The organism is Micrococcus endophyticus (assembly GCF_014205115.1).
GTDB classification, from domain to species: Bacteria; Actinomycetota; Actinomycetes; order Actinomycetales; family Micrococcaceae; genus Micrococcus; species Micrococcus endophyticus.
This window is the reverse complement of record NZ_JACHMW010000001.1, coordinates 1,029,020-1,045,310: the sequence shown is the minus strand read 5'-3', so window position 1 is coordinate 1,045,310 and position 16,291 is coordinate 1,029,020. Positions and strand designations below refer to the sequence as shown.

Here is a 16,291-nt window from a genome sequence, read left to right as displayed (position 1 = left end):
CCACACCCGTGGCTGTCAAGATTCGCCTGAAGCGGTTCGGCAAGATCCGCGCCCCGTACTACCGCATCGTCGTCGCCGACTCCCGCACCCGCCGTGACGGCCGTGCGATCGAGGAGATCGGCAAGTACCACCCGACCGAGGAGCCCTCGTACATCGAGGTCGACTCCGAGCGCGCGCAGTACTGGCTCTCCGTGGGCGCCCAGCCCACCGAGCAGGTCGCCGCGCTGCTGAAGATCACCGGCGACTGGCAGAAGTTCAAGGGCGAGTCCGGCGCCGAGGGCACCCTGAAGTCCAAGTCCGAGAAGGAGGCCTTCGTGGCCCCCGACAAGGGCTCGGTCATCCTGCCGGAGGAGCCCAAGGCCGAGGAGCCCAAGGCTGAGGAGTCCGCCGAGGCCGAGACCCCGGCCGAGGAGGCCGCCGAGGCCCCGGCCGAGGCCGCCGAGAAGTCCGAGTGACCATGCTCACCGAGGCCCTCGAGCACCTGGTGCGCGGCATCGTGGACACGCCCGAGGCGGTCCGCGTGGACGCCCGCTCCCAGCGGCGCGGCGACATGCTGGAGGTCCGCGTGGCCCCCGAGGACCTGGGTCGCGTGATCGGCCGCCAGGGTCGCACCGCGACCGCGCTGCGCACCGTGCTGGACGGCCTGGCCGGCCACCCCGTCCGCGTGGACGTGGTGGAGACCGACCGCCGTCGCTGACGGACCGTGACGCACGGCCCGCCCGCCCCCTCACCGGGACCGGGCGGGCCGTCGTCGTCTGCGGCTGCGCCGCCTGCGCCGCCCGCCCCCGCCCGCCCCACCCCAGGAGAGCCCATGAGCCCCGCACCCCAGGACGGCCTCGTCCGCGTCGCCCGCATCGGCAAGCCGCACGGCATCCGCGGCGAGGTGACCGTGCAGGTCTTCACCGACGACCCCGACGCCCGCTTCGCCCCCGGCGCGACCCTGACCGTCCGGGACGGCGGCCCGTCGCTGCCCGCCGAGCTCACGGTGACCCGGGCCCGCTGGAACAAGCAGATCCTAGTGGTCGGCTTCGAGCAGTCCCCGGACCGCAACACCGCCGAGACCCTGCGCGGCGCCCAGCTGTTCGCCGCCCCGGCCGCGCCGGAGGAGTCCGACGAGTGGTACGAGGACGACCTCGTGGACCTCGAGGTGCGCGTCGACGGCCGCCGCGTGGGCGTCGTGACCGCCCTGACGACCGGCGCGGTCCAGGATCTGCTGCACGTGGCCCTGGACGGCGTGGACGAGGAGGCGCTCGTGCCCTTCGTCGAGGAGATCGTCCCGGAGATCGACCCCGAGGCCGGCGTGCTCGTGCTGACCCCGCCGCCCGGCCTGCTCGAGCTAGCCTCCGGCGAGGCGGACCAGGACGACGACGCCGCGGCCTCCGACGCCGAGGCGGACGCCGACGCGCGCCGGGAGGGCTGAGGGCCGTGCGCTTCGACGTCGTCACGATCTTCCCCGAGTACCTCGCGGTGCTCGACGTGTCCTTGCTGGGCCGGGCCCGGCGCGAGGGCCTCGTGGACGTGCACGTCCACGACCTGCGCGACTTCACCTTTGACCGCCACCGCACCGTGGACGACACCCCGTACGGCGGCGGCGCCGGCATGGTGATGAAGCCCGAGCCGTGGGCCCTGGCCCTGGAGCACGTGTTCGCGCAGGCGCCGGCGGACGCGGGGGAGCGGCCGGTGCTGCTCGTGCCCACGCCCTCCGGCGAGCGGTTCAGCCAGGGGCTGGCCCGCGAGCTGGCGCAGCGCGAGCACGTGGCCATCGCGTGCGGCCGCTACGAGGGCATCGACGAGCGCGTGTTCGGCTGGGCCGAGGAGCTCTTCGAGGTGCGCCTCGTCTCGCTCGGCGACTACGTCCTCAACGGCGGCGAGGTGGCCGCGCTGGCCATGATCGAGGCCGTGGGGCGCCTCGTGCCCGGCGTGGTGGGCAACCCCGCCTCCCTCGTGGAGGAGTCCCACGAGGACGGGCTCCTCGAGTACCCCGTCTACACCAAGCCCGCGGACTGGCGCGGCCGCGAGGTGCCCCCCGTGCTCCTCTCCGGTGACCACGGCAAGGTGGCGGCGTGGCGTCGGGCCCAGCAGGAGGAGCGCACGCGGGCGCGGCGCCCGGACCTGTGGGAGGCGCTCGGCCGGGACGGCTGAGTCGCGGCCGGGACCGGGGCCCTCGCGGCAGCCGAAGGAGTCCCCGCCGCGGGCCGCCGCCGATGCCGAGGCCCGGCGTCGGGTGTGGCATAATGGACTCTCGTGTCCGCCGGACGCCCGACCTGCCACAGGGGGCGCGCGTCAACGGATCGGACCCCCGGGACCGCACCCCACGTGCCGGCCCGGCCCCACGCTCGGGACACGGCCCCGACCTCTCGTCCCCACGAGGGCGGACCGTGCGCCCGCCTACCACGCGGATGACCTGTGGCGTCCGTCAGGAGAGATGAACATGCACATTCTCGACTCCCTCGACAGCAAGACGCTGCGCTCCGACATCCCGGAGTTCGCCCCCGGCGACACCGTCAAGGTGCACGTCAACATCATCGAGGGCAAGACCGCCCGCGTGCAGGTCTTCCAGGGCTACGTCATGGGCCGCAACGGCTACGGCGTGCGCGAGACCTTCCGCGTCCGCAAGGTGTCCTTCGGCGTGGGCGTGGAGCGCGTGTTCCCGGTGCACTCCCCGGTCATCGACAAGATCGAGGTCGTCACCAAGGGCGACGTGCGCCGCGCGAAGCTCTACTACATGCGCGACCGCCACGGCAAGGCCGCCCGCATCCGCGAGAAGCGCGTCGACGCCAAGTGATCCGCACGGGCGGTGTCCCCACCGCCTGAGCATCGCCATGTCGCACCCGGAGCCCCGTGACCCCCGTCGGTCGCGGGGCTCCGTCGTGCCCGGATCCGGCGGATCCGGGACCGGGCGGGGCGCGACGCCGGCCCGCGGGTCCGGCGGGACGGCCTGGTGGGCGTGGATCGGCCTGACCGTCGCGGCCGCCGTGGTGGCGGCCGCGGTGTTGCGGGCCCTGACCGGGCCCGTGTACCTCATCCCCTCCGGCTCGATGGAGCCCACCCTGCACCCCGGGGATCGCGTGCGCGTGGACGCGTCGGCGGCCGGCGGGGAGGGGGTGCGGCGCGGCGACGTGGTGGTGTTCGACGGCGCCGGCAGCCTGGCCCCGTACCGCTCAGCCGGCTCCCTCGAGCGCGGCCTCGAGGACGTGGCCCGGTCGTGGGGCCTCGGCGCCTCCGGGGACGCGTTCGTCAAGCGGGTGCTCGCCCTGCCCGGCGACCGCCTGGAGTGCTGCGCGCCCGACGGGCGGCTGCTGCGCGACGGCGCGCCGGTGGACGAGCCCTACCTGGGCCGCCCCGTGACCGCGCAGGACCCGGCCGCGGACGGCTCCTGGACCTTCGAGGTGCCCGAGGGGCGCATGGTGGTCCTCGGGGACAACCGGTCCGCCTCGCGGGACTCGCGCGCCCTGCTCGGCGGCGCCGGCGGCGGTCTCATCCCGCTCGAGCGCGTCGAGGGCCGGGCCGCGGAGGTCGTGTGGCCCCTGGACCGGCGCGGCCCGGTGGACGCCTCCGCCCCGGAGGCGGCGCCCGGAGCCGCCCCGTGAGCCGCCCGGACCACCGCCTGGTGCCGCCCGCCGCGGGCCATGCCCACGACTCCGGCGCCGCTCCCGCCGACGACGCCGCTCGCCGGGCCGGGCCGACCGGCGCCCTGCTCGGCCACGCGGTCCCCTCGGGAGCCGGCTCGCACGCCCTGCCCGCCAAGCCCGGCCGCGGCCCGCTGCGGGCGGTGCTGGCCGTCGTCGTGCTGACGGTGCTGGCGTGCGTGCTGGCGTGGGCCTTCCTGGCGCGCATGTACGCCATCCCGTCGTCCTCCATGGAGCCGGGCCTGCGCGCGGGGGACCGCGTGGTGGCCACGCTGCTGACCCCGGAGCCGTACCCGGTGCGCCGCGGGGACGTCGTCGTCTTCGACGACACCAAGGGGTGGCTCGCCGACGGCGGGCACGTGATCAAGCGCGTCGTCGGGCTGCCGGGGGACACCGTCTCCTTCACGCCGGGCGAGGCGGCGCTGCGCGTGAACGGCGTCCCCGTCGCCGAGCCCTACCTGGCCCCCGGGGACGCGCCCGCGCAGGACGCCTTCGAGGCGACCGTGCCCGCCGGACGGCTGTGGGTGCTGGGCGACCACCGCTCCGCCTCCGCCGACTCCCGGGCCCACCGCGACGGCCCCGGCGGCGGCTTCGTGTCCCTCGACGACGTCGTCGGCCGCGCCCGGTTCGTGGTGTGGCCGCTGGACCGGATCGGCGGCGCCGGCGCCGCCCCGGAGGCGTTCGAGGCCGTGCCCGACGCGCGGGGGGCGGGCTCGTGACCGGGGCGGAACGCGCGCCCCGGGCCGGGGCGCAGACCGCCGTGCGCGCCGGCCTCGACGTCGAGGCCGGGCTCGCCGCGCCGTTCCTGGCCGCGGGCGGGACGGACCGCGTCCTGGTGGCCGGCATGGACGAGGTGGGCCGCGGCGCGCTGGCCGGGCCCGTCGTCGTCGGCGTCTGCGCGGCCTGGCTGCCCGCCGAGGGCGAGATCCCCGCCGTGCGCGACTCCAAGGCGCTCACGGACCGCCGCCGCCGGGCGCTCGTGCCCGAGATCCGGGCGTGGGCGGCCGCCGTGGCCCTGGGCGAGGCGAGCCCCGCCGAGATCGACGCGCTGGGCATCTCGGCCGCCCTGGGACTGGCCGGGCGACGCGCGTGGGCCGCGGTGTGCGCCGCGGCCGGCCAGGAGCCGGTGGCCCTCGTGCTGGACGGCAGGGACGACTGGCTGACCCGCTCCGACCCGGACGCCGGACCGGCGCCGACCCCACGACCGGTGCCGCCCGTGCCCACCATGCTGGTGAAGGCCGAGGACCGGTGCGCCACCGTGGCCGCGGCGTCGATCGCCGCGAAGGTGGCCCGGGACGACACCATGATCGCCCTCCACGCGGACCACCCGGCCTACGGCTGGGCCGGGAACAAGGGGTACGGGGCTGCCGCCCACCGGGCCGCGATCCTCGACCACGGGGCGGGGGAGCACCACCGCCGCAGCTGGAGCCTGGGCCTGCCCGCCGCGCCCGCGGACGAGCCGCCGACGCTGTTCGACTGAGGCCGGCGGGGCCTCGCCGGGTGGCCCGGGAGAGGACGCGCGGGGCGCGCGTTCGACGCGCGGGCCCCGGACGGGAGAGGATGGAGGGCGCGCGTGCCGGCCCCTCGCCGGCGCGCCCCGAGCACCGAGGAGGCAAGCCATGAGCGCGGACGACGTCGAGGACTTCGAGGCCGAGGCCGAGCTGCTGCTGTACCGGGAGTACCGGGACGTGGTGGGCCTGTTCCGCTACGTGGTGGAGACCGAGCGGCGCTTCTACCTGGCCAACGACGTGCGCCTGACGCCCCGCCAGTCGGACGGGGACGTGTTCTTCGAGATCCTCCTCGAGGACGCCTGGGTATGGGACGTCTACCGCACGCAGCGCTTCATCAAGCGCGTCAAGGTGCTCACCTTCAAGGACGTGAACATCGAGGAGCTGCCCCGGGACGAGCTGCAGGTCCCGCCGGACGGGCAGCTGCCGGGCTGAGCGCCGCCTGAGGCGGGGGCCTGAGGCGGGGGCCTGATGCGGGCGCCTGAAGCGGGGGCCGCCGCCCGTGCGACGACGACTCCTGCACAGGCGCCCGCCTCCTCACATCCGGGCCCGTCCGCCCCGCCGCCGGGAGCCCTCCGGCCACCCTGGAGCCCAGGAGGTGGTCGAGATGACGGGGACCGCGGAGAAGGTCGGGGCGGACTCGCCCGGAGGAGGGCGGGGCAGCCGCGCGCACACGGCGCTGGGCCGGTTTGGGGAGGACGCGGCGGCGCGCTGGCTCGCCGACCGCGGCTACGTGATCGCGGACCGCAACTGGCGGGGCGAGGCCGGCGAGCTGGACCTGGTGGCCCACCACGCCGGCTGGTGGGTGGGGGTCGAGGTGAAGACCCGCTCCGGCCTGGCGTTCGGGGACCCGCTGGAGTCGATCGACCGGCGCAAGCTGCTGCGCCTGCACCGCCTCACCGCCGCCTGGGTGCGGGCCCACGGCGAGGGCCGCCGGGCGGAGCGATGGCGGGTGGACGCCGTCGCCGTCCTGGTGCCGCGCACGGGCGGGATCCGCTTCGACCTGCTCCAGGACGTGCGGCCATGAGCGGGATCGGCCGCACGCGCTCCATCAGCCTCTCTGGGCTGCGCGGCGAGGTCGTCCACGTGGAGGCGGACATCGCCCAGTCCCTGCCCGGCTTCACCCTGCTGGGCCTGCCGGACCAGGCGCTGCAGGAGAGCCGGGACCGCATCCGCTCCGCCGCCCGCAACGCCGGGCTGCCGCTGACCCGGCGGCACCTCACCGTCAACCTGCTCCCGGCAGGGGTGCACAAGCGGGGCGCCGGGCATGATCTGGCGATCGTCCTCGCGGCGTACGCCGCGGACGGGCGCGTCCGCGGCGTCGAGGGGCCGGTGTTCCTGGCCGAGCTCGGCCTGGACGGGGCCCTGCACCGATCGCCCGAGACCGTGGCCATGGTGATGGCGGCCGTGGACGCCGGGTGCTCCGAGGTGGTGGTCGCCGAGGACGCGGAGGCCGAGGCCCGGCTGGTGCCGGGGGCGGAGGTCCGCGGCTTCGCCCACCTGCACGACGTCATCCTCGCCTTCGGCGGGGAGCCGGAGGGGGAGGCGCCGCAGCGGCGCCCCGTCCGTCCCGCCGACGACGACGGCGCCCCCGGTGCGGGGCCGGGCGCGCCGGACCTGGCGGAGGTCGCGGGCCAGGCCGAGGCCCGGTTCGCCCTCGAGGTGGCCGCCGCCGGCGCCCACCACCTGCTGCTGCGCGGGGCGCCCGGGGCGGGCAAGACCATGCTCGCGGAGCGCCTGCCCGGGATCCTCCCGCCGCTGGACCGGCGCACCGCGCTCGAGTGCGCGGCCCTGCGCTCCCTGCGCGGCGCGGACGCCCTCGCCCGGCGCGGCGTCGGGCAGGGCTCGGCGGGCACCCGCGCGGCGGGCGACCTGGACCGCACGCCGCCGTTCGAGGCGCCCCACCATTCGGCGTCCATGGCCGCGCTGGTGGGCGGCGGCGCCAACCTGGCCCGCCCCGGTGCCGTCTCCCTCGCCCACGGCGGCGTCCTCTTCCTGGACGAGGCCCCCGAGTTCGAACGGCGCGCACTGGAGTCCCTGCGCCAGCCCCTGGAGTCCGGGGAGGTCTTGCTGCACCGGGCGCGCGGCACCGTGGCCTACCCGGCCCGGTTCCAGCTCGTGCTCGCCGCCAACCCCTGCCCGTGCGGCAAGGGCGGCGGCAACGGCGTGGAGTGCCGGTGCAGCGTGACCGAGCGCCGCCGCTACGGCCAGCGCCTCTCCGGCCCCCTGCTGGACCGGGTGGACCTGCAGGTGACCGTGCGCCCCGTGCAGGCCCGCCAGCTCGCCGGCGCCCCCGCCGCGGAGACCTCCGCGCAGGTCGCCGCCCGGGTGGCCGAGGCCGCCCGCCGCCAGGCCGAGCGGTGGGCGCGCGCCGCCGAGGAGGGGCTCGTGGCGCCCGGGCTGCGCCGCAACGCCCACGCCCCGGCCGGCGTGCTGCGCCACGGCCCCTACGCCGTGCCCCGGGCGGCCCGGCGGGCCGCGGACGAGGCCGTGGACCATGGCCTGCTCAGCGCCCGCGGCCACGCCCGCGTGCTCCGGCTCGCCTGGACCCTGGCCGACCTGCGCGGCGCCGAGACGCCCGCCCCCGAGGACACCGACGTCGCGCTGACCCTGCGCCACCAGGAGGAGGACGAGACATGACCGCCACCGCCGCCCACGACCATCCCGCGGCCGCCGCGCAGCGGCCGGACACACAGCGGCCGGACGCGCACCGACCTGACACGCAGCGGCCCGACGCCGCCCGGATCGCCCGCGCCGCGCTCACCCGCCTCGTCGAGCCCGGGGACGCGCTCGCGGTCCACGCGGTGGCCGCGCTCGGCCCCGAGCGGGCCCTCGTCCTGCTCACCGGCCGGGAGGCCATCCAGCCCGCCGAGCGGGACCTGCTCGCCGAGCACGCCGGCGCGCCGGACACCTTGGCACGCCGCTGGTCCGCCGGGCTGGACCGCTGGGCGCCCCGCGCCGCCCGCCTGGACCCGGTGCGGGACCTCGTCGCGCTGCACCGCCTCGGCGGCGGCCTGCTCGTCCCCGAGGACGAGGCCTGGCCCGCCGCCCTGGACGACCTCGGGGAGGCCGCCCCGCTCGGCCTCTGGTTCCGCGGACCGGGGACGCTGCCGCCGGCGTCACGGGCGCTCGCCGTGGTCGGGAGCCGGGAGGCCACCGCCTACGGGCGCGCCGTCACCACGCGCCTGGCCGCGCACGCCGTCCAGCAGGGCGTGTGCGTGGTCTCCGGCGGGGCCTACGGGATCGACGGCGTCGCGCACCGGGCTGCCCTGGCGGCGCCCGTCGGGCCGGACGCCGCGGACGCCCACGACGGGGCGTCGGGCCGCGTGCCGCCGACGGTGGCCGTGCTGGCCGGCGGCCTGGACCGGTTCTATCCGGCGGGCCACGAGGACCTGCTCCGGGAGGTCATGGCCGCCGGGCTCCTCGTCTCGGAGATGCCGCCGGGGGCCAGCCCCACGCGGTACCGGTTCCTCCAGCGCAACCGTGTGATCGCGGCGCTGGCGGGTGCCGTGCTGGTCGTGGAGGCCCGCTGGCGCTCGGGCGCGCAGAACACCGCCGGGCACGCGTTCGGCCTGGGCCGGGAGGTCGGCGCGGTGCCCGGACCCGTCACCTCGCCGAGCTCGGCCGGCTGCCACCGCCTGCTCCAGGAGACCCCGGCGCGTCTCGTGACCTCGGAGGCCGAGGCCCTGGCCCTGCTCGACGGCGGCGCGCCCGCCCCGCGGCCGGGCGGCACCGGGGGCGGGGCCGGGAACACGGCGTCCTCCTCGCCCGCCTCCGCCGCCTCGCCCGTGCGGGTCACGGACGGGCTGAGCGTGGAGGAGGCGCTCGTCCACGAGGCGCTGCCGCTGCGGCAGGCCGTGCCCGTGGACCGGATCACCGTGAGCGCGGGCCTCGCCCTGCCGACCGTCCTGGCGTCCCTGTCCCGTCTGCAGCGGGCGGGCCTGGCCCGGCGCGTGGAGGACCGGTGGCGCCGGGCCTGAGCGGCCGACGTCGGGCGTGCGGGGGAGCGGGGTCTACCGGGGAGCGGCGCCGAGGGCGGAGGTCGCGGGGTGGCAGAGTGGGGGGATGGCCTCGTCGTCCTCCTCCGCCCGTCCCGCCGCCGCGCGGGCGTTCGCGCCCTCGCCCCGGGACGCCGCGTGGCTCGAGGCCTTCGAGGAGCACCTGCGGCACGAGCGCAACCGCAGCCCCCAGACCGTGCGGGCCTACGCCACGGACCTGCGCGACCTCGTCGCCCACGTGGCGTCGGGGACGAGGGGCGGCCACCCCGGAACCGCGGCCTCGGATGCCGCCGTCGAGGCCGATGCCGTGGCGCCCGACGTCTTCGCCGAGGTCGACGTCGAGGACCTGCGCGGCTGGCTGGCCGCGATGACGGACGCCGGCCTGGCCCGCACCACGCTCGCCCGCCGCGTGGCCGCCGTCCGCACGTTCACCGGCTGGCTGCGCCGCGAGGGGCTGCGCGAGGACGACCCGGCGCTGCGGCTGCGCTCGCCGCGGCCCGCCGCCACCCTGCCCCACGTGCTCCAGGAGCAGCAGGCCGAGCGGCTTCTCGGCGGCGCCCAGGCCCGCGTCGAGGAGGCGGCGGTCGGCGACGACCCCGCCGCCCACGCGCTGGCCCTGCGGGACGCCGCCCTGCTCGAGCTGCTCTACGCCACCGGCGCCCGCGTGGCCGAGCTGTCCGCCCTGGACGTGGACGACCTCGAGCCCGGCCGGGCCGTCGCCCGGCTCACGGGCAAGGGCGACCGCCAGCGCACCGTCCCGTACGGCGCGCCCGCGGCCCGCGCCCTCGAGGCGTGGCTGCGCCTCGGCCGGCCGCGTCTGGCCCGGGACGGCTCCGGGCCCGCCCTGTTCCTCGGCGTGCGCGGCGGCCGCCTCGGCGTCCGGCAGGTGCGCGCCGTCGTCGACCGGGCCCTCGAGGGGCTGGGGGACACCGCCGCCCGCGGCCCGCACGCCCTGCGGCACACCGCCGCCACCCACCTGCTCGACGGCGGCGCGGACCTGCGCAGCGTCCAGGAGGTGCTCGGGCACTCATCCCTGCGCACCACCCAGGTCTACACGCACGTGTCCATCGACCGGCTCCGCGAGGGCTACCGGCAGGCCCACCCCCGCGCCTGAGCGGCCCACGCCCCCCCGAGGACCCTCGGCCCACGTCGGGGTACAGACCCGGCGCCGTCGTCGTCCCCCGCGCCGTCGTCGTCCCCCGTGCTCCCGCCGGCGTCACGGGCGCGACACGCCGACGCCTCGCCCGGCATCGTTGCCGGGCCCGGGACCCTGATGCACAATGACGAGAGGTTCCGCCGCCGGCGTCATGTGGTCGTAGGGGAAGACGCACCGCCTCGCACCCCGACGGAGGAATCCATGACCAGCACCACCACCCGCGGCGTGGTCCACATCCTCTCCGCGCCGACCGCCCTGTGCCCGCACGTGGAATGGGCGCTGAGCTCCGTGCTCGGCCCCGAGACCCCCGTCGAGTGGCAGGGCCAGCCGGTCGCGCCCGGCCAGCACCGCACCGAGCTGCGCTGGACCGCGCCCGCCGGCACCGGCGCCCGGCTCGCCTCCGCGCTGCGCGGCTGGCCGCACCTGCGCTTCGAGATCACCGAGGAGCCCTCGGCCGGCGTCGACGGCTCGCGCTGGTCCCACACCCCGGACCTGGGCATCTTCCACGCCACCACGGACGTCTCCGGGAACACCATGGTCTCCGAGGACCGGATCCGCTACGCCTACGAGGCCGGCGCGGGGGACCCCGCCGTCCTGCTCCACGAGCTCTCCCTCGCCCTGGGCGAGGCCTGGGACGAGGAGCTCGAGCCGTTCCGCCTCGCGGCCGCGGACGCCAACGTGCGCTGGCTGCACCGGGTCGGCTGACCGACGACGCCCTCGTCGGCGGCCGGCATCCCGCCGGCCCCGCCGACGACGCAGGAGGCCGGCCCCGCACGGGACCGGCCTCCTGTCGTCTCCCGGCGCGTCGGCGCCGAGCGGGCGACCTCAGACGCTGCGGAAGACCGCCACGGCGTTGTGCCCGCCGAAGCCGAAGGAGTTCTTCACGGCGACGCGCGGGCCCTCGGGCAGCTGCGCGGGGGACCCGGTGACCACGTTGAGCGGGATCTCCGGGTCCTGGTTGTCCAGGTTGATCGTCACGGGCGCCTGGCCGTGGTGCACGGCGAGCACGGAGAGGATCGACTCGATCGCGCCCGAGGCGCCCAGCAGATGGCCGGTCTGGGACTTGGTGGCGGAGACCTGCACCTGGTCCAGGTGGTCCCCGAACACGGCCTTCATGGCCAGGTACTCGGGGGCGTCGCCCTTGGGGGTGGAGGTGGCGTGCGCGTTCACGTGGCACACGTCCTCGGGGGTGAGGTCGGCGGCCTTGAGGGCGGCGCGCATCGCGCGGGTGGCGCCCAGGCCCTCGGGTTCCGGGGCGGTGATGTGGTGCGAGTCGGAGGTGACGCCGGTGCCGGCGAGCTCGGCGTACACGCGGGCGCCGCGGGCGCGGGCGTGCTCCTCGGACTCCACCACCATGACCCCGGCGCCCTCGCCGAGCACGAAGCCGTCCCGGTCCACGTCGTAGGGGCGGGAGGCGGCCTGCGGGTCGTCGTTGCGCTTGGACAGCGCCTGCATGGCGGCGAACGCGGCCATCGGCAACGGGTGCACGGCGGCCTCGGAGGCGCCGCAGATCACGACGTCGGCCTGGCCGGAACGGATCAGCAGCAGCGCGGTCTCGAGGGCCTCGGTGCCCGCGGCGCACGCGGACACCACGGTGCGGGCGCCGGCACGGGCGCCGAACTCGAGGGAGAGGGCGCCGGCGGCGCCGTTGGGCATGAGCATGGGCACGGTCATCGGCAGGACGCGGCGGGGGCCGCGCTCGCGCAGGGTGTCCCAGCCGTCCAGGAGGGTCCACACGCCGCCGATGCCGGTGCCGAAGGCCACGGCGAGGCGGTCGCCGTCGAGCTCCATGCCCTCGAGGCCCGCGTCCCGCCACGCCTCGCGGGCGGCCACGGTGGCCATCTGGGTGCCGGGGTCCTGGCGCTTCTGCTCCACCTTGGAGAGCACGTCCGCGGTGGGCACCGCGAGCTCGGCGGCGAAGGTGACGGGCAGGCCCAGCTCCTCCACCCACTCGTGCTCCATGGTGCGCGCCCCGGAGACGCCCTTGAGGGCGTTGGACCAGAAGGTGGGCACGTCGCCGCCGATGGGCGTGGTGGCGCCGAGGCCGGTGATCACTGCGGTGCGGGTCATGGGTCTGTTGCCTCTGGGGTCTCGGGTGGGGCGGGCGGAGGGGTCATCGGCACGGGGCGCAGGGCCTCGGTGGAGGGTGCGCGGCGGCGCGTGCCGGGAAGTCGTGGGGCCGCGGGGGCCGGGGGCGCTGGAGCGCCCCCGGCGCCGCACGGGCGGACGGGGCGGGCCGGGCCCGCCGCCGTCGGGGGCCGATTAGGCCTGGGCGTTGTCGATGAAGTCGACGGCGTCCTGGACGGTCTTGAGGTTCTTGACCTCCTCGTCCGGGATCTTCACCCCGAACTTGTCCTCGGCGTTGACCACGATGGTCATCATCGAGATCGAGTCGATGTCCAGGTCGTCCGTGAAGGACTTCTCCGGCTGGACGTCGGCGGCGTCGAGGCCGGTCTCCTCGTTCACGATCTCGGCGAGGCCGGCGAGGATCTCTTCCTTGGAAGCCATGGGGCGTCTCCTTCTTGTTGGGGGTCGTACGGGTGTACGTGGTCAGTGAATCAGACGGCGCGGCCTCAGGGGAGGCGCACCACCTGGGCGCCGTACACGAGCCCGGCGCCGAAGCCGATCTGCAGGGCCAGGCCGCCGGAGAGCGACGGGTCCTCCTCCAGGAGGCGGTGCATGGCCAGCGGGATGGAGGCCGCGGAGGTATTGCCGGCGTCCGCGATGTCTCGGGCCACGGTCACGGACTCCGGCAGCTTCAGCTGCTTGGCGAACTCGTCGATGATCCGCATGTTCGCCTGGTGGGGGATGAACGCCACGAGGTCCTCGGGCTCCACGCCGGCGGCGTCGAGGGCCTCGCGGGCCACCTTTGCCATGGACCACACGGCCCAGCGGAACACGGAGGGGCCGTCCTGGCGCAGCGTGGGCCAGACCATCTCCTCGGAGCCGGTGATCGCCGAGGCGTCGCCGCTGGTGCGGGCCTGCTCGACGACGTCGCGCAGCTCGAGCTGGGAGTGCGTCATGGAGATGGCCTCCCAGCGCTCGCCGTCCGAGCCCCACACGGAGGGGGAGATGCCCGGCTCGTCCGCGGCGGAGACGATCACGGCGCCCGCGCCGTCGCCCAGCAGGAAGGAGATGGAGCGGTCGGTGGGGTCCACGTGGTCGGACAGGCGCTCCACGCCGACGACGAGCACGTGCTTGGCGGCGCCGGCGCGCACCAGGGCGTCGGCCTGGGCCACGCCGTAGCAGTAGCCGGCGCAGGCGGCCGAGACGTCGAAGGCGGGGGCGGGGGTGGCGCCGAGCTCGTGGGCCACGAGGGTGGCCGCGGAGGGGGTGGCGTGCGGGAACGTCACGGTGGAGACGATCACTGCGTCGAGGTCCGCGCCGGTCAGGCCGGCCCGCTCGAGGGCCTCGCGTCCGGCGGCGACGGCCATGGCCGGGACGGTCTCCTCCGCGGTCGCGCGCTGGCGGGTGACGATGCCGGTGCGCTGGCGGATCCACTCGTCCGAGGAGTCGATCGGGCCGACGAGGTCCTCGTTGGGGACGAGGTTCTTCGGACGGTAGGCGCCGACGGAGGCGATGCGGCTCGCCGCGGGGCGCTCGTGCTGCTTCAGGGTGACGGTCATGCTGCTTCTCTCTGGGGGACGGAGCGCGGGGTTCAGGCCGTGTGCTCGGCCAGGAACGCCCGCGCGGCGTCCAGGTCCTCGGGGGTCTTCACGGCGAGCTGAGCGGTGCCCTTGAGCCCGCGCTTGGCCAGTCCGGTCAGTGTGCCACCGGGCAGGAGCTCGAGGACCCCCGTGACCTCCCGCTCGGCCATGGCCTCCATGCAGAGGTCCCAGCGCACGGGGCGGGTCACCTGGTCCACGATCCGGGAGAGCACCTCGGCGCCCGCGTCCACCGCCTGGCCGTCGCGGTTGGAGAGCAGGGTGAGGCGGGGGTCCGCGGGGGAGAGCCCGGCCACGTGGGCGGCGAGCTCCTCGACGGCGGGGCGCATGTGCTCCGTGTGGAACGCTCCGGCCACCTTGAGGGGGATGACGCGGGCACGGGCGGGGGCGGACTCGCCGAGGGCGGCGAGGGCCTCCGCGGTGCCGGCGGCCACGATCTGGCCGGCGCCGTTGACGTTCGCGGGGGCGAGGTCTGCGGCCTCGATCGCGGCCAGGACCTCGTCCTGGTCCCCGCCCACGACGGCGGCCATGCCGGTGGGCGTGGCGGCGGCGGCCCGGGCCATCCCGGTGGCGCGCACCCGCACGAGGGCGAGCGCGTCGGCGGGGGAGAGCACGCCGGTGACGGCGGCGGCGGTGATCTCGCCGACGGAGTGGCCGGCGACGAGCGTTGACGCCGGGGCGGCGGCGTCGGCCTCGAGGGCGGCGGCGGCCACCAGGCCGGCGGCCACGATCAGCGGCTGGGCGACCGCCGTGTCCTTGATGGTCTCCTCGTCCGACTCGGTGCCGTGGCGGACGAGGTCCACGCCCGCGGCGTCCGAGAGCGACTCGAGCAGGGCGCGGGTGCCGTCCAGCTCCAGCCAGGGGGAGAGGAAGCCGGGCGTCTGGGAGCCCTGTCCGGGGCACACGATGGCAAGCATTCCTCCATGGTGTCAGGGTTCACGCCCGGAGTCGGGGAGACGGGGCCACGAACCCCGGCGAGCCGTTTTGGAGGGTTCCTACAATTTCGGGCGCTCGGCGAGGCCGCCTCAGGCGGAGGCCTCGGCGACGCCCGGCCGGGACCCGGCGAGCCGCCCGAGGGTCACTGCCGTCTGCAGCACGTACGCGTCCCGGGGGACCAGGGGGTCCCAGCCCGTCACCTCGGCCACCCGCTTGAGGCGGTACCGCACCGTGTTCGCGTGGACGAAGAGCTCCCGCGCCGTGCCCTCGAGGGAGTGGCCGAGCGCGCCGTACGCGTCCACCGTCTCCAGCAGCGCGGTGCCGGCGTCCGTCAGCGGCGCGTACACGCCGTCCACGAGGGCCTCGCAGGCCGTGGGGTCGCCCAGCAGCGCCCGCTCCGGCAGCAGGTCCTCGGCCGGCGTGGGCCGCACGGCGCGCGGGTGCGCGGGGGCGGCGCCGAGCCCGGCGAGCGTGTGCCGGGCCGAGACGTGCGCCTCCACGAGGGAGTCCACCACGGGGCCGAGGATCACCGGGCCCGGGGCGAACCAGGGCGTGAGGGCCTCGCCCACCACCTGCGCGTCCGTGACCGAGCCGATCACGAGCACGAGCCGCTCCGCCTGCACGCCCACGAGCAGGTCGCAGTCCAGCTTCGCGGCCGCCCGGCGCAGCCCCGGGATGAAGGCCGGCTGGTCCTGGCCCGGCGCCAGGCCCGCCATCACCATGACGCGGTGGTCCCCGCGCCAGCCCAGCGCCGTGGCGCGGTGGCGGATCTCGTCCGGGTCCTGGCCGCGCAGTACGGCGTCCAGGAGCACCGCCTCGAGCCGGGAGTCCATCGCCCCGCGCATCTCCGCGGCGCGCGCGTAGACGTCTGCCAGGGCGAAGGCGACCTCCCGGGAGTAGTGCAGGACGTGCTCGCGGATGGGCGCCTGGTCCCGCTCGGCCAGCAGCTCGGGCACGCGGGTCTCCACGACGTCCACCATCGTGCGGATCAGCTGCAGCGCGCGCTTCAGGGAGATGGCGCGCGTGAGGTCGGTCGGCGCCGGGCCGAAGACGTCCTGGAGGACGTGGCCTGCCGTCGTCGGGCGATCGAACCAGGAGATGAAGCCCTGCAGGGCGCGCTGGGCCACGAGACCGAGGGCGCTGCGCTCGTCCGGGGTCAGCCCTCGGTACCAGGGCAGCGTGGCGTCGAGCCGCTGCAGCACGGCCGTGTTGAGGGCGCCCAGGTGGCTGCGCAGGCGGGCGCGCCCCTCGGTGCTCACGGGGCGCGGGGCGGCGGATCGGGGCTCGGGCATGCGCTCCATCCTAGGGCCGCGTTGTGGGGTTCCTACAGCGGCGCCGTCGGGCCCGGCCCCCGGCGCGCCCTGCCGCGGGGCCGCGAGGGGCCCGGGGACGACGACGG

19 protein-coding genes are annotated in these 16,291 nt (G+C 76.8%); 14 read left to right on the top strand and 5 right to left on the bottom strand.

Going from position 1 to position 16,291, the window contains the following annotated elements:
* The first annotated feature begins 8 nt into the window (after positions 1-8).
* The 14 genes from rpsP (at position 9) to HDA33_RS04715 (ending at position 10,996) form a co-directional block, all read left to right on the top strand.
* Complete coding sequence (gene rpsP / locus HDA33_RS04780; protein ID WP_184171464.1) at positions 9-455, top strand: 30S ribosomal protein S16; 447 nt, start codon at positions 9-11, stop codon at positions 453-455.
* A 2-nt stretch (positions 456-457) separates the two neighbouring features.
* Complete coding sequence (locus HDA33_RS04775; RefSeq protein ID WP_026106897.1) at positions 458-697, top strand: RNA-binding protein; 240 nt, start codon at positions 458-460, stop codon at positions 695-697.
* A gap of 114 nt (positions 698-811) precedes the next feature.
* The gene (rimM, locus tag HDA33_RS04770; protein WP_184171462.1) at positions 812-1,420 is read left to right on the top strand and encodes a ribosome maturation factor RimM; all 609 of its coding nucleotides are present in this window, start codon (positions 812-814) and stop codon (positions 1,418-1,420) included.
* 5 nt (positions 1,421-1,425) lie between these two features.
* Positions 1,426-2,142, top strand: a complete 717-nt coding sequence (gene trmD / locus HDA33_RS04765) for a tRNA (guanosine(37)-N1)-methyltransferase TrmD (RefSeq protein WP_184171459.1) — start codon at positions 1,426-1,428, stop codon at positions 2,140-2,142.
* 289 nt (positions 2,143-2,431) lie between these two features.
* Entirely contained in the window at positions 2,432-2,785 is a 354-nt protein-coding gene (rplS, locus tag HDA33_RS04760) for a 50S ribosomal protein L19 (RefSeq protein ID WP_026107053.1), read from the top strand.
* An 85-nt stretch (positions 2,786-2,870) separates the two neighbouring features.
* A complete protein-coding gene (gene lepB / locus HDA33_RS04755; protein ID WP_338104254.1) occupies positions 2,871-3,590 on the top strand; it encodes a signal peptidase I in 720 nt (239 codons plus the stop codon).
* Complete coding sequence (gene lepB / locus HDA33_RS04750) at positions 3,587-4,348, top strand: signal peptidase I (protein ID WP_338104253.1); 762 nt, start codon at positions 3,587-3,589, stop codon at positions 4,346-4,348. Before lepB (HDA33_RS04755) ends, lepB (HDA33_RS04750) begins: the two co-directional genes overlap by 4 nt.
* Positions 4,345-5,109: a ribonuclease HII gene (locus tag HDA33_RS04745; protein WP_338104252.1), complete on the top strand. Its 765-nt coding sequence runs from the start codon at positions 4,345-4,347 to the stop codon at positions 5,107-5,109. The genes lepB (HDA33_RS04750) and HDA33_RS04745 overlap by 4 nt, the downstream gene beginning before the upstream one ends.
* A gap of 139 nt (positions 5,110-5,248) precedes the next feature.
* Positions 5,249-5,572: a DUF2469 domain-containing protein gene (locus HDA33_RS04740; RefSeq protein WP_184171453.1), complete on the top strand. Its 324-nt coding sequence runs from the start codon at positions 5,249-5,251 to the stop codon at positions 5,570-5,572.
* A gap of 172 nt (positions 5,573-5,744) precedes the next feature.
* Positions 5,745-6,164, top strand: a complete 420-nt coding sequence (locus tag HDA33_RS04735; RefSeq protein WP_158492572.1) for a YraN family protein — start codon at positions 5,745-5,747, stop codon at positions 6,162-6,164.
* A complete protein-coding gene (locus HDA33_RS04730) occupies positions 6,161-7,777 on the top strand; it encodes a YifB family Mg chelatase-like AAA ATPase (protein WP_184171449.1) in 1,617 nt (538 codons plus the stop codon). The genes HDA33_RS04735 and HDA33_RS04730 overlap by 4 nt, the downstream gene beginning before the upstream one ends.
* Entirely contained in the window at positions 7,774-9,117 is a 1,344-nt protein-coding gene (locus tag HDA33_RS04725; protein WP_184171446.1) for a DNA-processing protein DprA, read from the top strand. Before HDA33_RS04730 ends, HDA33_RS04725 begins: the two co-directional genes overlap by 4 nt.
* Before the next feature lie 85 nt (positions 9,118-9,202).
* On the top strand, positions 9,203-10,249 hold the full coding sequence (locus HDA33_RS04720) for a tyrosine recombinase XerC (protein WP_184171443.1): 1,047 nt from the start codon (positions 9,203-9,205) through the stop codon (positions 10,247-10,249).
* Between the two features lie 243 nt (positions 10,250-10,492).
* Entirely contained in the window at positions 10,493-10,996 is a 504-nt protein-coding gene (locus HDA33_RS04715) for a DUF3145 domain-containing protein (RefSeq protein ID WP_184171440.1), read from the top strand.
* Positions 10,997-11,116: 120 nt separating this feature from the next.
* Here the strand turns inward: HDA33_RS04715 and fabF are convergent, their stop codons facing one another.
* The 5 genes from fabF to HDA33_RS12875 form a co-directional block, all read right to left on the bottom strand.
* Positions 11,117-12,361: a beta-ketoacyl-ACP synthase II gene (gene fabF, locus HDA33_RS04710; RefSeq protein WP_184171437.1), complete on the bottom strand. Its 1,245-nt coding sequence runs from the start codon at positions 12,359-12,361 to the stop codon at positions 11,117-11,119.
* A 192-nt stretch (positions 12,362-12,553) separates the two neighbouring features.
* Positions 12,554-12,799: an acyl carrier protein gene (locus tag HDA33_RS04705; protein ID WP_184171435.1), complete on the bottom strand. Its 246-nt coding sequence runs from the start codon at positions 12,797-12,799 to the stop codon at positions 12,554-12,556.
* A gap of 65 nt (positions 12,800-12,864) precedes the next feature.
* Positions 12,865-13,917: a beta-ketoacyl-ACP synthase III gene (locus HDA33_RS04700; protein WP_184171433.1), complete on the bottom strand. Its 1,053-nt coding sequence runs from the start codon at positions 13,915-13,917 to the stop codon at positions 12,865-12,867.
* Between the two features lie 32 nt (positions 13,918-13,949).
* Positions 13,950-14,873, bottom strand: a complete 924-nt coding sequence (locus HDA33_RS04695; protein WP_158494785.1) for an ACP S-malonyltransferase — start codon at positions 14,871-14,873, stop codon at positions 13,950-13,952.
* 108 nt (positions 14,874-14,981) lie between these two features.
* Complete coding sequence (locus tag HDA33_RS12875; protein WP_184171431.1) at positions 14,982-16,184, bottom strand: PucR family transcriptional regulator; 1,203 nt, start codon at positions 16,182-16,184, stop codon at positions 14,982-14,984.
* Positions 16,185-16,291: the final 107 nt, after the last annotated feature.

What these genes read in the sequence shown, in the direction of transcription:
- HDA33_RS04775 (WP_026106897.1), top strand. Translation starts at nt 458, where the DNA reads ATGCTCACCGAGGCCCTCGAGCACCTGGTGCGCGGCATCGTGGACACG.
- rimM (WP_184171462.1), top strand. Translation starts at nt 812, where the DNA reads ATGAGCCCCGCACCCCAGGACGGCCTCGTCCGCGTCGCCCGCATCGGC.
- rplS (WP_026107053.1), top strand. Translation starts at nt 2,432, where the DNA reads ATGCACATTCTCGACTCCCTCGACAGCAAGACGCTGCGCTCCGACATC.
- HDA33_RS04740 (WP_184171453.1), top strand. Translation starts at nt 5,249, where the DNA reads ATGAGCGCGGACGACGTCGAGGACTTCGAGGCCGAGGCCGAGCTGCTG.
- HDA33_RS04735 (WP_158492572.1), top strand. Translation starts at nt 5,745, where the DNA reads ATGACGGGGACCGCGGAGAAGGTCGGGGCGGACTCGCCCGGAGGAGGG.
- HDA33_RS04730 (WP_184171449.1), top strand. Translation starts at nt 6,161, where the DNA reads ATGAGCGGGATCGGCCGCACGCGCTCCATCAGCCTCTCTGGGCTGCGC.
- HDA33_RS04725 (WP_184171446.1), top strand. Translation starts at nt 7,774, where the DNA reads ATGACCGCCACCGCCGCCCACGACCATCCCGCGGCCGCCGCGCAGCGG.
- HDA33_RS04720 (WP_184171443.1), top strand. Translation starts at nt 9,203, where the DNA reads ATGGCCTCGTCGTCCTCCTCCGCCCGTCCCGCCGCCGCGCGGGCGTTC.
- HDA33_RS04715 (WP_184171440.1), top strand. Translation starts at nt 10,493, where the DNA reads ATGACCAGCACCACCACCCGCGGCGTGGTCCACATCCTCTCCGCGCCG.
- fabF (WP_184171437.1), bottom strand. Translation starts at nt 12,361, where the DNA reads ATGACCCGCACCGCAGTGATCACCGGCCTCGGCGCCACCACGCCCATC.
- HDA33_RS04705 (WP_184171435.1), bottom strand. Translation starts at nt 12,799, where the DNA reads ATGGCTTCCAAGGAAGAGATCCTCGCCGGCCTCGCCGAGATCGTGAAC.
- HDA33_RS04700 (WP_184171433.1), bottom strand. Translation starts at nt 13,917, where the DNA reads ATGACCGTCACCCTGAAGCAGCACGAGCGCCCCGCGGCGAGCCGCATC.
- HDA33_RS04695 (WP_158494785.1), bottom strand. Translation starts at nt 14,873, where the DNA reads ATGCTTGCCATCGTGTGCCCCGGACAGGGCTCCCAGACGCCCGGCTTC.
- HDA33_RS12875 (WP_184171431.1), bottom strand. Translation starts at nt 16,184, where the DNA reads ATGCCCGAGCCCCGATCCGCCGCCCCGCGCCCCGTGAGCACCGAGGGG.